16 protein-coding genes and 2 pseudogenes are annotated in these 17,835 nt (G+C 69.1%); 8 read left to right on the forward strand and 10 right to left on the reverse strand.

What is annotated here, in order from left to right; all coding sequences use genetic code 11:
* Positions 1-649: 649 nt before the first annotated feature.
* The 4 genes from UAA55_RS12065 to UAA55_RS12080 all read right to left on the reverse strand — a co-directional run bounded on the left by UAA55_RS12065 (position 650) and on the right by UAA55_RS12080 (position 3,800).
* The gene (locus UAA55_RS12065) at positions 650-1,171 is read right to left on the reverse strand and encodes an META domain-containing protein (protein ID WP_322953009.1); all 522 of its coding nucleotides are present in this window, start codon (positions 1,169-1,171) and stop codon (positions 650-652) included.
* 96 nt (positions 1,172-1,267) lie between these two features.
* Positions 1,268-2,182, reverse strand: coding sequence for a class I SAM-dependent methyltransferase (locus tag UAA55_RS12070; RefSeq protein ID WP_322953011.1), 915 nt, complete (start codon positions 2,180-2,182; stop codon positions 1,268-1,270).
* A gap of 53 nt (positions 2,183-2,235) precedes the next feature.
* Positions 2,236-3,372, reverse strand: a complete 1,137-nt coding sequence (gene mnmA, locus UAA55_RS12075) for a tRNA 2-thiouridine(34) synthase MnmA (RefSeq protein ID WP_322953012.1) — start codon at positions 3,370-3,372, stop codon at positions 2,236-2,238.
* A 113-nt stretch (positions 3,373-3,485) separates the two neighbouring features.
* On the reverse strand, positions 3,486-3,800 hold the full coding sequence (locus UAA55_RS12080; RefSeq protein ID WP_040848268.1) for a ferredoxin family 2Fe-2S iron-sulfur cluster binding protein: 315 nt from the start codon (positions 3,798-3,800) through the stop codon (positions 3,486-3,488).
* A 578-nt stretch (positions 3,801-4,378) separates the two neighbouring features.
* Between UAA55_RS12080 and UAA55_RS12085 the strand changes: the two are divergent.
* Positions 4,379-5,205, forward strand: a pseudogene (locus tag UAA55_RS12085) (CocE/NonD family hydrolase); the annotation flags it as partial.
* A gap of 204 nt (positions 5,206-5,409) precedes the next feature.
* Positions 5,410-6,183, forward strand: a complete 774-nt coding sequence (locus UAA55_RS12090; RefSeq protein WP_322954446.1) for a CocE/NonD family hydrolase — start codon at positions 5,410-5,412, stop codon at positions 6,181-6,183.
* Positions 6,184-6,242: 59 nt separating this feature from the next.
* On the opposite strand, the pseudogene UAA55_RS12095 reads toward UAA55_RS12090, so the two are convergent.
* The 4 genes and pseudogenes from UAA55_RS12095 to cysE form a co-directional block, all read right to left on the reverse strand.
* Positions 6,243-6,977: pseudogene (locus UAA55_RS12095) on the reverse strand (YoaK family protein); the annotation flags it as partial.
* A 182-nt stretch (positions 6,978-7,159) separates the two neighbouring features.
* Positions 7,160-7,840 carry a hypothetical protein gene (locus UAA55_RS12100; protein ID WP_322953014.1) on the reverse strand — a complete coding sequence of 227 codons (681 nt, stop codon included), beginning with the start codon at positions 7,838-7,840 and terminating at the stop codon, positions 7,160-7,162.
* 80 nt (positions 7,841-7,920) lie between these two features.
* Positions 7,921-9,084, reverse strand: a complete 1,164-nt coding sequence (locus UAA55_RS12105; protein ID WP_322953016.1) for a cysteine desulfurase family protein — start codon at positions 9,082-9,084, stop codon at positions 7,921-7,923.
* 36 nt (positions 9,085-9,120) lie between these two features.
* Complete coding sequence (gene cysE / locus UAA55_RS12110) at positions 9,121-9,861, reverse strand: serine O-acetyltransferase (RefSeq protein WP_322953018.1); 741 nt, start codon at positions 9,859-9,861, stop codon at positions 9,121-9,123.
* A gap of 261 nt (positions 9,862-10,122) precedes the next feature.
* Between cysE and UAA55_RS12115 the strand changes: the two genes are divergently transcribed.
* The gene (locus UAA55_RS12115; protein WP_004271979.1) at positions 10,123-10,779 is read left to right on the forward strand and encodes an alpha/beta hydrolase; all 657 of its coding nucleotides are present in this window, start codon (positions 10,123-10,125) and stop codon (positions 10,777-10,779) included.
* Positions 10,780-10,873: 94 nt separating this feature from the next.
* Positions 10,874-11,650 carry a substrate-binding periplasmic protein gene (locus tag UAA55_RS12120; protein ID WP_322953020.1) on the forward strand — a complete coding sequence of 259 codons (777 nt, stop codon included), beginning with the start codon at positions 10,874-10,876 and terminating at the stop codon, positions 11,648-11,650.
* A gap of 8 nt (positions 11,651-11,658) precedes the next feature.
* On the opposite strand, the gene UAA55_RS12125 is transcribed toward UAA55_RS12120, so the two are convergent.
* A complete protein-coding gene (locus tag UAA55_RS12125) occupies positions 11,659-12,417 on the reverse strand; it encodes an SDR family NAD(P)-dependent oxidoreductase (protein WP_416235185.1) in 759 nt (252 codons plus the stop codon).
* Positions 12,418-12,583: 166 nt separating this feature from the next.
* Here UAA55_RS12125 and UAA55_RS12130 point away from each other — a divergent pair, with 166 nt between their 5' ends.
* Entirely contained in the window at positions 12,584-13,486 is a 903-nt protein-coding gene (locus UAA55_RS12130) for an AraC family transcriptional regulator (RefSeq protein ID WP_322953022.1), read from the forward strand.
* Here the strand turns inward: UAA55_RS12130 and UAA55_RS12135 are convergent, their stop codons facing one another.
* Entirely contained in the window at positions 13,487-14,581 is a 1,095-nt protein-coding gene (locus tag UAA55_RS12135; protein ID WP_322953025.1) for an anhydro-N-acetylmuramic acid kinase, read from the reverse strand.
* Between the two features lie 110 nt (positions 14,582-14,691).
* Here UAA55_RS12135 and tyrS point away from each other — a divergent pair, with 110 nt between their 5' ends.
* The 3 genes from tyrS (at position 14,692) to UAA55_RS12150 (ending at position 17,738) form a co-directional block, all read left to right on the forward strand.
* Positions 14,692-15,963: a tyrosine--tRNA ligase gene (tyrS, locus tag UAA55_RS12140; RefSeq protein WP_322953026.1), complete on the forward strand. Its 1,272-nt coding sequence runs from the start codon at positions 14,692-14,694 to the stop codon at positions 15,961-15,963.
* A complete protein-coding gene (locus UAA55_RS12145) occupies positions 15,963-16,283 on the forward strand; it encodes a hypothetical protein (RefSeq protein ID WP_322953027.1) in 321 nt (106 codons plus the stop codon). Before tyrS ends, UAA55_RS12145 begins: the two co-directional genes overlap by 1 nt.
* Before the next feature lie 159 nt (positions 16,284-16,442).
* Positions 16,443-17,738 (forward strand): hypothetical protein, encoded by a 1,296-nt coding sequence (locus UAA55_RS12150; RefSeq protein WP_322953028.1) that lies wholly within the window; start codon positions 16,443-16,445, stop codon positions 17,736-17,738.
* Positions 17,739-17,835 lie beyond the last annotated feature (97 nt).

Here is a 17,835-nt window from a genome sequence, read left to right on the forward strand (position 1 = left end):
TCCGCTCGCCGGTTTTTCCCTGCCACAGCGTCAATCCTCTCTGCCACCCCCTCGGGTAGCCGGACCAACGTTGGCGTTACGTGCATTTTCGGTCGCCCCATGCGGGAACTTGTTACCGATATCGGATTGTCCGTCAACTGCGCCTCCAAAGCGATATCGCTTATTGACACCATAACCGATATCGCTTATCAATGAAAGCACAAGCCAACTACCAAATTGCTGGAGAGTGTCGTGGCTGACATAATTGACTTTGCATCGAAGAGTCGGCGGAACGCTGAAAGGCTGAATGAGACCGCGCAGCAAGAAAACTCTCGGCGCATCCTAAATCGCGCCAAAGAGCTTTTCATATCTGGTAGGGCAGACGAGGCATTTTCGCTGTGCCTGGCGGACAGCCTATTCAACAGGACCGCAACATTTTCCAGCTTCTGCGCCCATATGGCGCGGATAACTGCTTAGTCCGCCGCCTAACCCAGGACCACAAGAGGAGCGTCAGGGGACTTCTGGTCAGCAAATCACCTTGACGACGGTACTGCCAAGATTGTAGCACTCCGCTGCTACCAGTCCGGCGGTGTCTAACCCGCACCGGCCGCTTACACGAACCCCTGGGGCGACCTGCACGGACCCCGGGGGTTTGTTGTTTCCAAGCCTTTCACTGGCCCACCGTATTGCCGACCGACCCCGGTTCCGGCGCCTCGCCACCCAAGACACGCACGAACAGCAGCTCGTCGCCCTCGCTGCTGGCCAGCGTCAGGGTATCCAGATCGCGGCCGGGATCACGGTCGCGGGTGAGGGTGGTGGCGTTGGCCAGGACGTTCAGGTAGTCCTGCTCCAGCTTGGCGCGTTCCGGCGACAGGCAGGCCATGCGGGTGGTGGCGGCCGGCAGCACCTGCAGGTACCCCCCGCCCAGGGTATAGCCGCCGCGATAGCGGTTGCAGCCGGCGCTGCCCGACAGGATGTTGGCCGCCCCATCGCGGCTGAAGCGTATGCTGATCGGCCCACCGTTGCCGCCGGGCATGAGGGGATAGGCGCCGCCGTTGCGCTGCTGCCAGTGCTGCAGTTCCCATCCCGTGCCGGCCAGATCCTCCGCCGAGACGTTGGACACGGGCGTGGGCATGGAGCACCCGACCAGGGCCAGAGCCGCCAGGCACGTGATCGCGACGGTACGCAGCATCCTCGATTCTCCCCAGGCTGTCGGCAAGCCCTTGTTCCGCATGCCGAATGTGGTGCGGCCAGACTACGCGCGGGCAAAACCGCTGGCGATACCCCCTTATGCGTGCACCGTCCGGCTAGGGGCCTTGCCCTCCGGCCTAAGCGACCCGTTGCCGGATCCGCCTCCGGTAATGGTCGCGTGCGCCAGGCGGCTGATACCGCCCAGGGCCAAGCCGTCGGCGCGGCCGGAGAAATAGCAGGGGTTCAACTCCGCCGACCCCACATCCTCCACCGCGCAGAAGCCTAGACCGCGCAGGTCGGCCAACAGGGCGTCGGGGGTGAAGAAGCTGCGCCACGGTTCCCCCTCCGCCGCCGCGCGGTCGGCCATGGCCTGGAAGGCCACCCGCTGGCTCTCGGTCAGGCGGTCCGGCGGCAGGCCGTAATCAAAGACGATGCCGCTTCCGGGGGCCAAGGCCGCCACCCGGCGCAGGGTGTCGAGGATGGCGTCCCGCGTCAGATAGACGGTGACGCCCAGCCAGGCGACGAAGGCCGGCCGGTTCCCATCGAAACCGGCACGGGCCAAGCCGTCGGCCAAGGTGTCGCGCTCGAAATCCACAGGCGCGAAGGTGACGCTGGCCGGCGGCGCGATGCCGGCGGCGGCCAGCATCCCCCGCTTCCAGGTTTGCGTCGCCGGATGGTCGACCTCGATCACGCGCAGGCCGGAATGGGGATTGCGATAGGCGAAGGTGTCGAGGCCGGCGCCCAGCACCACGTACTGGTCCACGCCCCGGGCCACGGCCGCCGCCAGCGCATCCTCGGCGAAGCGGCTGCGCGCCACCAGGGCCGCGCGCAGGAAGCGCGCCGGCGGCGCGTGCAACCGCGCCTCATCCGCCCGGATGCGCGCCTCCGCCTCCGGCCCCAGGATGGGCAGGGCCACCGGGTCGGCGAAGATGACGGGCACGTCCATCAACTGATGTGCCGCCCGCAAGGCGGCGACGGCCAGGGCGGTGCGACTGGGGCGGCCTTGCTGCATGGGAACTCCGCTCCTGAAGGTGAGGAGCCCCACTTTATCACGAAGGGTAAAGCTTACGCCGCGCCCATGATCCAACCGCCACCCAGGACCCGGTCGTCCCGGTAGAAGACGGCGGCCTGGCCGGGGGCGACACCGAACTGGGGTTGGTCCAGCTCCACGGTCGCCCCGCCCTGGGCGTCCAGGAACAGGCGGGCCGCCAGGGCCGGCTGGGCGGAGCGCAACTTGACCGTCACGGGTACGCCGTCGGCCGGGGCGGCGGCGCCCAGCCAATTGACCTCACGCACCGTCACCCGGGTGCGGGCCAACGCCGCGCGCGGCCCCACCACCACCTGGGCGCTGGCGGCGTCCACGCGCACGACGTACAGCGGATCGGTGTCGCCGCCGGGTTCCACCGCCAGGGTGGCGTTGCCGCCCAGGCCCAAGCCCTTGCGTTGGCCCACGGTGTAGTTGATGACGCCCTCATGCCGGCCCAGCACGCGCCCGTCGACGTGGACGATGTCGCCCGGCGTGACGGCGCCGGGTCGCAGGCGGTTCACCACCGCGGCGTAGGAGCCGTTGGGGACGAAGCAGATGTCCTGGCTGTCGGGCTTGTCGGCCACCGGCAGGTTGTAGCGGTCGGCCAGCGCCCGGGTCTCCGTCTTGGGCATGCCGCCCAGGGGAAAGCGCAGGAAGTCCAGCTGCGCCTGGGTGGTGGCGAACAGGAAGTAGCTCTGGTCCTTGGAGGGATCGGCGGCGCGGTGCAGTTCCGCACCGTCGGCCCCCTGGACCCGGCGCACGTAATGGCCGGTGGCCAGCGCCTCCGCGCCCAAATCCCGGGCCTGGTCCAGCAGGTCGCGGAACTTGACCCGCTGGTTGCAGCGCACGCAAGGGATAGGCGTCTCGCCGCGCAGATAGCTGTCGGCGAAATCCTGCATCACCGCGTCGGAGAAGCGGGATTCGTAGTCCAGGACGTAATGGGGGATGCCGATGGTCTCGGCCACGCGCGACGCGTCGTAGATGTCCTGGCCGGCGCAGCAGGCGCCCTTGCGCCCTACGGCCATGCCGTGGTCGTACAGCTGCAGGGTGACGCCCACCACGTCGTAGCCCTCCTCCTTCAGGAGGGCCGCGGTGACCGAGCTGTCCACCCCGCCGGACATGGCGACCACCACGCGGGTGTCGGCCGGCGCCTTATCGAAGCCTAGGGAATTCATGGGCCCGCATATGGGCCAAGACGCGCCAAAGCGCAAGCGCGGCCTGGCGGTCATTCCCGCAAGGCCGGCCTGTGCGTTTGGAAAATCAGAAGGACAAGGGGCGCGGGGTCGGCTTACTTGGCGCCCGGCAACTGGACGACCAGGCCGTCCAACTCTTCGGAGATGCGGATCTGGCAACCCAGGCGCGAGGTCTTGGTCAGACCGAAGGCCAGGTCCAGCATGTCCTCCTCGTCTTCCTTGGCGTCGGGCAGCAGGTCGTACCATTCCGGCGCCACGACGACGTGGCAGGTGGAGCAGGCCAGCGAGCCCTCGCAGGCGCCTTCCAGATCGATGTTATGCCGCCGCGCGACCTCCAGGATCGACAGGCCCAGCGGCGCGTCCACCTCGCGGCGGGTTCCATCGGTCTCAACGAACGTCATCTTGGGCATGGGATCTGGATCACTCTGATAGGGGTTGGCCAATAAATGGGTCATCACCGGCGGGCGCCCCAGACGCCGCCCGGATCAGCCTGCTTTGGTAGAGGGCGGCGGCCCACTTGTAAAGATGGCGTCACGCATGCCGGCCGCCAACGGGACGCCCGCGGCTGGGCGCTTCATGGAACCGACACGGGCGGCGCTGTAGGAAAGGGGGCCACCGCCACGCAAGCGACGACGCCCCGGCAACCGAGCTGCCTATCCCCGCCCCGCCGACAGCGAGGCGCCAGAGAATGCCGACGGCTGTTCCTGACCCCATCCCAATCCCCGCTTCCGCCAATATCCATAATGGCTTAGCTTGACCGCCAAACGGTTCGGGCGCCTGACCGCCCACAATGGGACTTGGCTGGATGGGGAATGGCATGACGATGGGCAAGGGCGCGGGGCGCGCGGTGGCCGCCTTGGGTTTGGCGTTGACGCTGGCGGGACCGATGACGGCGCCGGCGGCCCTGGCGCAAGGGGCGGCCCAACAGGGCCAGGACAAGCCCTACAGCGTGCCCGAGCATTACACCAAATACGAGTACCGCATCGCCATGCGCGACGGGGTGGAGCTGTTCACCGTCGTCTACGTGCCCAAGGACCAGTCCAAGACCTATCCCTTCCTGATGGTGCGCACGCCCTACGGCTCCGGCGCCCGGGTGGGCAAGGAGCTGTGGTACGGCAGCGAGGCCTATCCCAAGCAACTGGGCCCGTCACCGGACTTCGACCGGTCCGGCTACATCTTCGTCTTCCAGGACGTGCGCGGCCGCTATATGTCCGGCGCCAGCTGGATGGAAATGCGCCCCCACATCGACGTCAAGAAGTCCAAGACGGACACCGACGACAGCAGCGACATGCACGACAGCGTCGACTGGCTGCTGAAGAACGTGCCGGGCAACAACGGCAAGGTGGGCATCTGGGGCATCAGCTACCCGGGCTTCTTCACCTCGGCCAGCATCATCGACAGCCATCCGGCCATCAAGGCGGCCTCCCCCAGGCGCCGGTGACGGACCTGTACATGGGCGACGACGCCTATCACGGCGGCGCCTACATGCTGGCGGCCAACTTCAGCTTCTATGCCGCCTTCAAGCCGCAGAAGAATCCCACGACCGACCCGCGTGGCTGGTCGGATTACGATTTCGGCACCACCGACGGCTATGACTTCTACCTGAAGAAGGGCAACCTGGCGCAGATCAGCGACCTGTTCAGCAAGGAGGACGGGATCAACTGGCGCGAAATGGTGGACCACCCCACCTACGACGATTACTGGAAGCCGCGCGCCATCGCCCCGCACTTGAAGAACATCAAGGCCGCCGTGCTGACCGTGGGCGGCTGGTTCGACGCGGAGGATCTGCACGGCCCCTTCACCACCTACAACGCCATCGAGGCGCAGAACCCAGGCACGCCCAACAACTTGGTGATCGGGCCCTGGGTGCACGGCGGCTGGGCCCGGTCCTACGGCCGCAGGCTGGGGGCGGTCGACTTCGCGTCCGACACCAGCGACTACTACCGCCGGAACATCCTCTTCCCCTTCTTCGAACAACACCTGAAGGGCGCGCCCGACCCCAAGCTGGCCAAGGCCACGGTGTTCGAGACGGGCACCAACGTCTGGCGCCAGTATGCCTCCTGGCCGCCCAAGCAGGCGCAGACCCGCACCCTGTACCTGCAGCCGGGCGGGGGCCTGGCCTGGACAGTACCGGCGGCGGCCAAGAACGGGACCAAATTTGACGAGTACGTCAGCGACCCGGCCCACCCGGTGCCCTATGTCGGCTACGTCACCACCGACGTGCCCAAGGAGTACATGGTGGCCGACCAGCGCTTCGCCACGACGCGGCCCGACGTGCTGGTCTACCAGACCGCCCCGCTGGAGAACGACGTCACCATCGTCGGGCCGGTGTCGCCCAAGCTGTTCGTCTCCACCTCCGGCACCGACAGCGACTGGGTGGTGAAGCTGATCGACGTCTATCCGCAGGATTTGCCGCCCGGCCAAACCGGTGGTGCCGAAGGATCCACCGACCCCAAGGCCGACGTGCCGCCGCCGTCGGTGGATTTGGGCGGCTACCAGCAGCTGGTGCGCGGCGATCCGCTGCGGGGCAAGTTCCGCAACAGCTTCGAGAAGCCGGAACCCATGGTGCCGGACCAGGTGACGCCCATCCGCTATGCCCTGGCCGACATCAACCACACCTTCCGCCGGGGCCACCGCATCATGGTGCAGATCCAGAGCAGCTGGTTCCCCCTGGCCGACCGCAACCCGCAAACCTTCGTCGACATCCCCAACGCCAAGCCGGAGGATTTCAAGGCCGCGCGCGAGCGGGTCTATCGCTCCCCGATTATCCCTCGGCCCTGGAGGTGCGCGTGATGCCGGGAGTAGGGGCGCCCTGAGGCCGAACGCGGGGCTCAGCGCGGGGCGGGAGCGCGCCGCAGGTCGTCGATCAGCGGCACGATGGCCAACAGCAGGAGCAGCAGGGCCAATGGCACCGTCACGGAAAAGCCGATGGCCTTGAAGCCCAAGGCGCCGAGGACCCCACCGATGAAAAACGACCCGACCAAGCTGACCAGCAGGCGCAGCTTGGGCAGGTCTGCCTGGACGCGGGCGGCGTCCTGGCCGACCGCCCTGACGGCATCCGGCGAACGCCGGTTCCAATAGAGCATCTTACCCAGCTCGATGCCGATATCCGTCACCATCCCCGTGAGGTGGGTGGTACGGATGCGGGCGCGGGATATCTTGGTGATGATGGCGTTCTGCAACCCCATGATGAAACACAGCAGGGGCACCGCGACGTCCAGGAAATAGGGAACGGCGGGGCGAAGGACACCCAGCGCGCCGAAAAGCAGCAACAGGGAGGCCTCCAGCGACAGGGGCAGAGCGTACTGGCTGGTGTTGCCCCGCCGCCGGCCCCAGTTGATCAGGATGGCGGAACAGGCGGCGCCAGCCAGGAAGGCGCCCAGGGCGCCGAGCCCCATCATGACCATGTCCGTGGCGCCCAGCACCAGATTGTCGGCCAGGCCCGACACCACACCCGACATGTGCGAGGTATACTGACCCACCGCCAGGAAACCGCCGGCATTGGTCATGCCGGCGACGAAGCACAAGGCCACGGCCAACTGCACATCCTCGCGGTCCCCGCGCTCCGGCGCGATCAGGCGGCGCAGGCGGTCGAACGGCCCGGTGGGGCCCGCTCGCCGGGGGATGTCGTCAAAAGAGGAAGCGCCAGTGTAAATCTTATCCATGCCCCGCATCCGGTGGCTGCCGGGCGGCCCAGGCGCCGCCCACGTCCAAGCATAGCGCCCGAGGGCGGGGGATGATCAAGGACGTGGATCGAACGGCGCGGGGATCAGTCCGCGTCGGGCGGCGTCACGGCGCCCAGCGCCTCGCCCAACTGCTGGCACAGGGCCAGGCGGTCGGCCAATGCCGGCACGGCGGCCAGATTGTCGTTGTGGAAGGCGGCCGACAGGTCGACCAGGGTGCCGGCGATGGCGCCGATGACGCCCAATGTCGCCTGTTCCAACTGGTCCTCATCCACAGGATTGGCCGCATGCAGCGCCGCCACCTGGGCCGCCAGGTCGGCCATGTCGGCATCCTCCGGCCCCTTACCCGGCACGCCCGGCAGGTCGCCGTCGGGGCGCACCAGGTCCAGGAGATAACGGGCGCGGGCCGCGGGATCGCGCAGCGTGGCGTAGGCCTGTTCCACAGCTTGGCGGTGCCGGTCGGCCAAGGCGCGCTCCTGGGCCCCCCGGGACTTCAGCCGTTCCGGGTCCAGGATGCGGGTGAAGCCGGCGCGCTGGCGGTCCAGCACCGCGCGCTCCACATCAAAACGCCGTTCCAGGTTCAGCCGCGCGAAGGCGTCCAGATCGGCCGGCGGTTGGATGGACCCGCAGTTGTGGCAAAACAGCGCCCGGCCGGAAACCGGCTTGCCACAAGCCCAGCAATCGCCCATGCCGCCCGGCACCACACCGGAGACACCCTGTCCCGCACCATTCTCCGGGATCTTGTTCCCGCCCGTACCCTCGGCCATGCGCCCGCCTACCCCTGCATCACCCCGCTCCCGGGGATTCATTACCCGACCGGCCCCCGACGCCAGCCGGGGGCGCCACCCTACTGCTGCTGTGCCGTCCGCGAAACGACAGACTGCTTATCCTGTGGCGATAGAGACGTCTGCTGCGCCACCGGCGACGGCGCGCGGCGGGCGTGCAGCGCGATCCAGGCGTCGGCGAAGCGCTGGACCTCGTCCGCCGTGGTGGACCAGCCGAGGCTGACACGGATGGCGGAGCCGGCCAGATCCGGTCCCAGGCCCATGGCTGCCAGGACATGGGACGCCGCGACCTTGCCGCTGGAACAGGCGGAGCCGCTGCTGACGGCGTAGCCCGCCAGATCCAGGGCCATCACCTGCGTCTCCCCCCGCCAGCCGGGTGTCACCAGGCAGCTGGTGTTGGCCACGCGCGGCGCGCCCGCGCCAGCCACCACCAGGGCCGGCGCCGCGGCCCGCAGGCGATCTTCCAGCCCATCGCGCAGGGCCGCCAGCCGGTTGAAGGCGTCGACGTCACAGGCCGCCGCGGCCGCGCCGAAGCCGACGATGCCGGCCACGTTCTCCGTCCCCGCCCGGCGCCGCCGTTCCTGCCCGCCGCCGCGCAGGATGGGAGCCAGGGGGGCGCCGTCGCGCACCGCCAGGGCGCCCACACCCTGGGGCCCACCGATCTTGTGCGCGGAGATGGTCAGGTAGTCGGGGGCGATGGCGGCCCAGTCCAAGGCCAGCCGCCCCACCGCCTGGCTGGCGTCGCAATGGAACAGGGCGCCGTGCCGCCGCGCCAGGGCCGCCACCTCGGCCACCGGCTGGATGACGCCCGTCTCGTTGTTCACCGCCATGAGGGAGAGCAGGGCCGGGCGGCCGGCCAGCAGGCCGTCCAGCGCGCCCAGGTCGACGACGCCGTCGGCACCGACCGGGCAGCGCAAGGCGCCGGGGGTGGCCTCCAGCACGCTGGCATGCTCGATGGCGCTGGTAATGACGGGGCGGTCGCCGACGGCGGCGAGCGCCAGGGCGTTGGCCTCGGTCCCGCTGCCGGTGAAGACCAGGGTGGCGGGCGGCAGGTTCAGCAACGCCGCCACTTGGCGGCGTGCCACCTCCACCCGCCGCCGCGCCTCCCGCCCCTGGGCGTGGACGGAGGATGGGTTGCCCGGCAGGGACAGCGCCGCCACCATGGCCGCGACAGCCTCGGGCCGGGGCGGGCAGGTGCCGTTATGGTCGAGATAGGTCGACGGCATCAGGGATAACCGGTTGGAAGAACACGGTCCGGCCGTTCAGCAGGGCGGACGGCCAGGCTTGCCGCCCTCCTCGTCCCCAGCCCCGCCCGGAATCATTTCCGGGGGAACCAACGGGACGATGGGGGCCGCCTGCTCCAGCTCTTCAATGCGGCGGCTGAGGGTGCCGACCTGGTCGGTCAGCACCTGTAGGGCGCGCGCCACGGGGTCGGGCAAGTTGTTGCAGGGCGTGCCGTAGGCCAGGAACTGGTCCTTTTCCGTCTTGGCCCTGGCCGTGACGGCGCGGGCGGGGATGCCCACCATGGTCGCGCCAGCGGCCACGTCGGCCACCACCACGGCGTTGGCGCCGATGCGGGCACCCGGCCCGATGGTGATGGCGCCCAGGATCTTGGCGCCGGCGCCGATGATGACGTTGTCGCCCACGGTGGGGTGGCGCTTGCCCTTGCTGAGCGACGTGCCCCCCAGGGTGACCGCGTGATAGAGGTGGACGTTGCGGCCGATCTCCGCCGTCTCGCCGATCACCACGCCCATGCCATGGTCGATGAAGAATCCCTCGCCGATGGTGGCGCCGGGGTGGATTTCGATGCCGGTGCCCATGCGGGCCAGGTGCGAAATGAATTGGCCCAGCGTCGGCCAGCCGCTACGCCAGCAATGGTTGGCCACCCGGTACAAAAGCACAGCATGTAGGCCTGGATAGCACAGCAGAACCTCCAAGGTGGAGCGCGCCGCCGGGTCTCGGGCTTTAATACCCTCGATCTCTTCTTGAAGACGCTTGAACACCGATGCGCTCGCTGTGGTATAAATCGCGCCCGGAATGGTCGTCTGCCGTCAATGCAGCCTGACCGTCCCGAGAAACCGGGGGGTCAGATTGTACGATGCGTCCGCACACGGCTCCAGGAGGCCCAGCCTTGCGATATAAGATCGCCTGCATGCTGGGTCAAGCGAAGCCAGCGCCACGGGCCATGATGCGGCTGTTTCCCCCCCATGCGGGTTCCAACGGTACGGGGACCAAGTCCCATACAGCAGCGGAAACGGAGCACGATGCCTGAAGTCATCATCAATGGACCGGCCGGCCGGATCGAGGGACGCTACCTTCACGGCAAGTCGACCAACGCCCCCATCGCCCTGCTGCTGCATCCGCACCCGCAGTACGGCGGGACCATGAACAACAAGGTGGTCTACACCCTGTTCCACGCCTTCGCGCAGCGCGGCTTCTCCTGCCTGCGCTTCAACTTCCGCGGGGTCGGCCGCAGCCAGGGCACCTATGACCGGGGTGAGGGCGAGCTGTCGGACGCCGCGTCGGCGCTGGACTGGCTGCAGACCTACAACCCCAACGCCACGGCCTGCTGGATCGGCGGCTTCTCCTTCGGCGCCTGGATCGGCATGCAACTGCTGATGCGCCGGCCGGAGATCGACGGCTTCGTGTCGGTGGCCCCGCCCGCCAACATGTTCGATTTCAGCTTCCTGGCGCCCTGCCCCTCCTCCGGTCTGATCGTCCACGGCGACAAGGATGAACTGGTGCCGGACGCGGCGGTGACCAAGCTGGTCAACAAGCTGTCCAACCAGCGCGACATCAAGATCGACTTCAAGAAGGTCGAGGGCGCCAACCACTTCTTCAACGATCGGTCCGACGCGCTGAACGAGGTCGTCGGCACCTATCTGGACAGCAACCTGGGCAAGACGCTTGCCGCCGAATAGTAACGGCCCAGCCTTTTCCCGAGTACCTAAGTGGCCCGGACGACGCGCCCTGGCGGCCGTTTTCCGGGTGGTGGTCCTGATATCATGCGGCGCCATGCTGGGCTACGCACCGGCGGCGCGGGCGGTTATCGATGACGCCCCCCCGCCCAATCCCACGCTGGTGATGGTCTTCGCGGAGCAGCCGCCCGTCCTGAACTGGAACCGCGAGACGCAGCGGCCCTACGGGCCGCTGGTCAACACCATGAACCGGGTTGCCGCCCGCGCCGGCCTGACCCTGGTGTGGCAGGAACCCTGGACGCGGCGCCGATTGTTGACCGACATGGATGCCAGCCGCCAGCCCCTGTGCACCCCGAATTGGGCGCTGACACCCGACCGGGCCCACCGTTTCAAATTCACCGACCCCTTGGGCCCGGCGCCGGACTGGGTGCTGCTGGTCCGGGCCAGCGACCCGCGCATCGGGCAGGCCCCCACGCTGGCGGAACTGCTGGCCCGCCCCGATCTGGTCTTCGGCTTTTCCGACGGGTCCTGGGTGGACGAACGATACGTGCAGCCCCCGCTCCATACCGAACCGAAGGCGGCCCCTCCGCCCGACGCTCCGAACCGCGAGCGGGTGCGCAGCGGCCAGAGCACCCTGGTGGCCATGGTGGCCAAGGGCCGGATCGATTTCACCCTCGTCAACCGCCTGACGCTGGACCGCATGCTGGCGGAGCGGCACATCGCCCCGGCGGACCTGCGCGTTATTCCGGCACCCGACGCCGGACCCAGCCAGCCAGGCCGCGTCATGTGCACCCTGTCCACCGCCAGCGCCCTGATCGACCGCCTGAACCAGGCCATCGCCGAAGAAGCCCGCGTGCCCGTGGCCGACGACTGAGACCCGCCTTACAGCAGCATGCCGCCGGAGACTTCGATGCGCTGGCCGTTGACCCAGCGATTGGCTTCGGTCAGCAGGCTGGCGACCATGGGGCCGATGTCTTCGGGCAGGCCGGGGCGACCCAGAGCGGTCACCTGCGACACCTGCCGGTTGACCTCGGGATTGTCGCGGACGATGCCACCGCTGAAATCGGTCATGACGGCGCCAGGGGCCACCGTATTGGCCGCGATGCGCCGCTCGCCCAGTTCCTTGGCCAGGTAGCGCGTCAGCACCTCAACGGCCCCCTTCATGGCGGCATAGGCGGCACTGCCCGGGAAGGCGACGCGGGTCAGGCCGGTGGAGACGTTCACGATGCGGCCGCCATCGTTCATCAGGGGCAGCAGCGCCTGGGTCAGGAAGAACACACCCTTGAAGTGGACATGATAGAGGGCGTCCAGCTCGGCCTCCGTCGTCGTGGCGATGGCGTTGTGGTGCGAGGTGCCGGCGTTGTTCACCAGGAAGTCGAAGCGCTCCACGCCCCAATCCGCCAGCACGGCGCGCACCTGGTCCACGAAGCCGCCGAAAGTGGCGGCGGCACCGGTGTCCAGCCGCAGGGCCATCGCCCTGGCGCCCAGTTCCGTCGCGGCGGCCACCACCTTGCCCGCCTCCCCCTGATTGACGTGGTAGGTAAAGATCACGTCCATGCCGTCGCGGGCCAGGGCCAGGACGGTGCTCCGGCCCAGGCCGCGGCTGCCGCCGGTGACAACGGCCAGCCTACCCTTTGACATCACCGCGTTTTCCGAGGTCATCGCTCATCTCCTTGAGAACCCGTTGTTGGCCCTGAGGATAGGCGGCGGTCGCTTCGCTTGAATGCCGGAACCCATCTGGTTCTTGCCTAATCCTGCCCCACTCCCCACTTGCCTTGGCGACGGTTCTTGCGGGGGAGTGTGGGCCATGCTGGATGCCCTGGTGCAGGCGGTGACCCGCTACACGGATGCGCAAAAGGGGGACAGCCCCTACCTCACCGCCATCGACGGCTTCATCATGCTGCGCACCAACCAGCGGAAGCCGCCATCCCACCTCGTCCACAAGCCGGCCCTGTGCCTGGTGGTTCAGGGCGCCAAGTGGACGGCCTTCGGCGATCGGCGCTATCACTACCGCGCCGGCCAGGCCCTGATGGTCAACGTGGAGATCCCCGCCTCCGGCCAAGTCAGCGAGGCCAGCCCCGACAAGCCCTACCTGGGCATCGTCATCCAGCTGGACCTGGGCATCCTGCGCGAGGTGTGGGAGGGACTGGACACCCCCCTGCCCGCCAGCGACGCCACCGGGCCCGGCGTCTTCGTCACCGACTTCGACGGCCCCCTGGCGGACTGCGCCCTGCGCGCCGTGCGCCTGCTGGACCGGCCCCAGGCCATCTCCCTGCTGTACCCCGCCATCATGCGTGAGATCTGCTATTGGCTGCTGAGCGGCCCCCATGGTGCCGAGGTGGCGCGCATGACCCTGGCGCAGAACCATACCCAGCGGGTCATCAACGCCATCCACGCGTTGCGCGAACGCTTCGCCCAAGCCATCCGCGTGGAGGAGCTGGCGGGCATCGCCCAGTTGAGCCCCTCCGCCTTCCACCGGCATTTCAAGGCCCTGACCTCCATGACGCCGCTGCAGTACCAGAAGCGGCTGCGCCTGCTGGAAGCGCGGCGCCTGATGGTCTCGGGTGCCGCCACTGTCGAGGATGCGGCCTTCCAGGTCGGGTATGAAAGCCCGTCGCAGTTCAGCCGCGAATACGCCCGCATGTTCGGCGCCCCGCCCCGGCGCGATACGGAGGCGCTGCGCCGGCTGGAAGGCACCCGGGCGGCTTGATCAGACGCGCGGCGGCGGGTGGAATTGTCCGCCCGTCTGCGGCGCCGGCACACCCGTGGTACCGGGCAGGGACAGGGGTAGCCCCAGGCGGGAGCGAACGGCCAGATAGCCGAAGGCCTGCGCCTCCAGCGCGTCGCCCGACCAGCCCAGGTCATCCACACTGTCCACACTGACACCCAACCGGTCGGACAGGGCCCGCATCAGCGTCGCGTTGTGCCGCCCGCCGCCACAGGCCAGCCAGGTGCGGGGCGCCGCTGGCAGGTGCGCCAGGCCGGCAGCCACGGCGGCGGCGGTGAAATGGGTCAGGGTGGCGGCGCCATCGGCCGGCGACAGGTGGGCCACGGGCGCGGGGTTGAAGGCGTCGCGGTCCAGCGACTTGGGCGCCGCGGCCGCGAAATAGGGATGGGCCATAAGGGCATCGAGCACGGCCATATCGACCGTGCCCCGGGCCGCCAACGCGCCGCCGTCATCATAGGCCAAGCCCGCCTTGGCCCGCACCCAGTCGTCGATCAAGGCATTGCCCGGGCCGGTGTCGAAGCCCAGCACGGCGTCGGCATCCCGCCCCAGCCAAGTGACATTGGCGACGCCGCCGATGTTCAGCAGGGCCACCGGCCGAGGCAGGCGGGCCGCCAGCGCGCGGTGGAACAGCGGCACCAGGGGGGCGCCCTGGCCGCCGGCCGCCACGTCGGCGCTGCGGAAATCATTGACCACCGGAATGCCGGTGAGGTCCGCCAACAGGGCGCCATCGCCGATCTGCCGCGTGACGCCCTGGTGCGGCGCGTGGTGGATGGTGTGGCCGTGGAAGCCGATGAGGTCCACATCCCTCGGCGCCACGCCCGCCTGGTCCAGCAGGGCGGCGACGGCGCGGGCGTGCAGGCGGGTCAGTTCCCCTTCCACCGCCCGCACCTCGGCACCACCGACCCGGCCCAGGACGGCGCGCAGGCGGTCGCGGAAGCCGTCATCATAGGGCAGGGTCAGGTGGACGCCGGTCCACACCCGCTCGCGGCCATCCGTACACACCAGGGCGGCGTCGATGCCGTCCAGCGAGGTGCCGCTCATCAGGCCGAGCGCCAGCACCATTTCCGTCATGCTCATCCTTGCCCAAAGCCGGCTGGTCTTACGAGCCGGCGTTTTATAGGAATGGGGGATGTGATAACAGACGTCTTCCTTTTCGACAGACGTTTCCCAGCTGGCAGAGTTCACCCATGAGCAGCGCGTCCCCCTACGCCCCCAAGTCCGAGTTCCTGCGCGTCATGACGGAGCGCGGGTTCTTCCACCAGTGCACCGATCTGGAGGCGCTGGACACCGCCTTCCTGGCCGGGCCGGTGACGGGCTATATCGGCTTCGACGCCACGGCGGACAGCCTGCACGTGGGCAGCCTGGTGCAGATCATGATCCTGCGCTGGCTGCAGCGGACGGGGAACCGGCCCATCGCGCTGATGGGCGGCGGCACCACCAAGATCGGCGATCCGTCGGGCAAGGACGAATCCCGTCAGCTGCTGACCAACGACGCCATCGCCCAGAACATCCTGGGCATCCGCAAGCCCATGGACCGGCTGCTGGATTTCAACGACGGCCCCAACGGCGCCATCCTGGCCAACAACGCCGATTGGCTGGATGAGCTGGCCTACATCCCCTTCCTGCGCGACGTGGGCCGCCATTTCACCATCAACCGCATGCTGACCTTCGATTCCGTGAAGACGCGGCTGGACCGGGAACAGCCGCTGACCTTCCTGGAATTCAACTACATGATCCTGCAGGCCTATGACTTCGTGGAGCTGAACCGCCGCTATGGCTGCCAGCTGCAGTGCGGCGGGTCGGACCAGTGGGGCAACATCGTCAACGGCGTGGAGCTGGGCCGGCGCGTGTCGCAGGCGGCCCTGTTCGGCCTGACCGCCCCGCTGCTGACCACCGCGTCCGGCGCCAAGATGGGCAAGACCGCCAACGGCGCCGTCTGGCTGAATCCCGAGCGCCTGAGCGACTGGGACTTCTGGCAGTACTGGCGCAACACCGAAGACGCGGACGTTGGTCGTTTCCTGCGGCTGTTCACCGAGCTGCCGCTGGATGAGATCGCGCGGCTGGAAGCCCTGCAGGGGGCCGAGATCAACGAGGCCAAGAAGATCCTGGCCAACGCCGTCACCGCCCTGATGCGGGGTGAGGAGGCCGGTGCCGCCGCCGCGGAGACCGCCCGCCAGACGTTCGAGCAGGGTGCGACGTCCGAGGGCCTGCCCAGCATCGACGTCGGCCTGGCGGAACTGGAGGAGGGCATCCCCGCCTATGCCCTGTTGCTGCGTTCCGGCCTGGCGGGCAGCAACGGCGAGGCCCGGCGCCTGATCAAGGGCGGCGGCGCCAAGGTCAACGACATCCGCATCGCCGACGAGCAGGCCAAGATCACCGCCGCCGACATCACCGACGGCGACATCATCAAGCTGTCGTCCGGCAAGAAGAACCATGCCCTGGTGAAGGTCGTCCGCTGATGCCCTTTCAAGTGAACGGGGGCCGGGGCATGATCCTGCGCCTGGTGCTGGTGGGCATGGCGGCGCTGGTCGCCCTGTTCGGCACGCTGGGCGTGGTCGTGGGCCTGCGGGTGTCGGCGGTGCTGCTGGGTGTCGGTTTCCTGGCCGCCCTGCTGCGGGTGTGGACCAAGGTGAAGCCGGAGCGGCGCTTGCGCGCCACCCTGCGGTTGGTGCTGTTCTCCGCCCTGATCCTGGTGCTGATCGAGCGGCTGGCCGTGCTGGGCGGCTATGGCGTGCAGTTGCATGAGGGCCTGCGCCTGGCCTTCGGCCTGGCACTTTGACCCCCGCCTGTCCATAGGACTCAAGGCCCGCCGCCCGCGGCCGCGCGCCCCGTCCGAAGGGCATAGGCGGCGCACCTTGCGGGTCGCCGCGAACATGCCAGACTGTATCCCTGGGATGGCGGCCGGGGGCGGCGCCGTCCCGAAGCATACAGGGGCGCCATGTCGGGGGACGGCAGCGATCAAGGGGCGGCGAGCGTACACGCGGTCAACGCGCCCGTCACCGGGGCGCCAGCGCGGGCAGGACTGCCGGCCGGCCCCACCACCCGTCTTATTTATCGGGCCCGGGCCAGCCTGGGCCGACGCGCCGCCATCGCTTGGACCCTCACGCTGTTGTGGCTGGGCACGGCGGGACACCGCGCCGGCGCCGTCCTGGTCGGGCGCGGCCGCGTCCTGGGTCATCGCCTGTCCCTGTTCCTGACCCTGACGGGACCGCTGGCCCTGGCCACCAGCCTGCGCCATTGGCGCGACCGCGCCCTGGACCATGCCGCCCGCCGCATGAACGCCCCGCAAGGCGGCGGCGCGCGCGCGCGCCTGCGCCGCGCCTGGATCGCCCTGGCCGTGCGGGTGGGGTATGCCCTGGATCATCAGGCCAGCCGCCTGACCTGGCGCCTGGCCCGCACCCTGCGTCTGCTGGAGCGCGAGGCTGCCGGCCCGCCCCGGGCAGCCCCGCCACCCCGGAAGGGCCAAGGCGCCCCGTCCCGCCTGGCCACCCGCCTCGGCACCCTGAGCTGGGGCGGCCTGGAAGGAGTGGCCAAGGGCCTGGACGGGGCGGGTCGACTGGCTTGGCGGGTCGGCACGGCAAGCAGGGCGGGGACCGGCCGCCTCCTGCGCGCGGCCCTGCGTCAGGGCCGCACCCTGGGCGCCGCCAGCTTGGCGTTGCTGCGCCGGTTCCACGCCCACCGCGTCCGGCCAGCCATCGCGTCGGCCCGGCAATGGCTGGCGCGCCACCCGCCCCGCTTGGCGCGGATGGCGCGCGCCGCCCTGGGGACCCGCTTCCGAACCACCCTGGCCCGTGCCCGCACCTATCCGTGGCGCCGCCTGGGCGCCCGCCTGCTGGTGCCGGCGCAGTGCGCCGCCGGCATCCTGTTCGGCCTCAGCCTGCTGCGCCGGGGCGACACGGTGCACATGCTGGCCGGCGGCCTGCTGGCCACCGCCTTCGTGTTGATGGCCATCATTTACACCTGGATGCAGGCCCACCAGCCCAAGGCGGAGACGCCCGGCCCGGCAACGGCCGAAGAAACGGACATGCCGGAACCGGTGCCGGTGGTGGAGATGCCCGTCGAAAAAACGATCGACCCGCCGCCCTTGGCGGCGCTGGAGACGGTGGTGCCGTCCGAGATATCGTCATCTGAGGCGCCGCCGCCCAAGCCCCGGCGCAAGCGGACGCGGCGTAAGGCCACAGCGTCGCCGACGCCCGCCCCGCCATTGGTCGGCGACCTGGCAACGGGCGCCTGAGCCAAGGCGGTGCACAAGCGGCGGCTGAAATTGGCTCCTTGCCATCATCCCATAATGGCATTGATTTGCGTCGCCCCTGCAATACCATGGACGCTAA

The sequence above is a fragment of the Nitrospirillum guanabarense genome (genome assembly GCF_034653355.1).
In the GTDB taxonomy this organism is placed as follows: Bacteria; Pseudomonadota; Alphaproteobacteria; order Azospirillales; family Azospirillaceae; genus Nitrospirillum.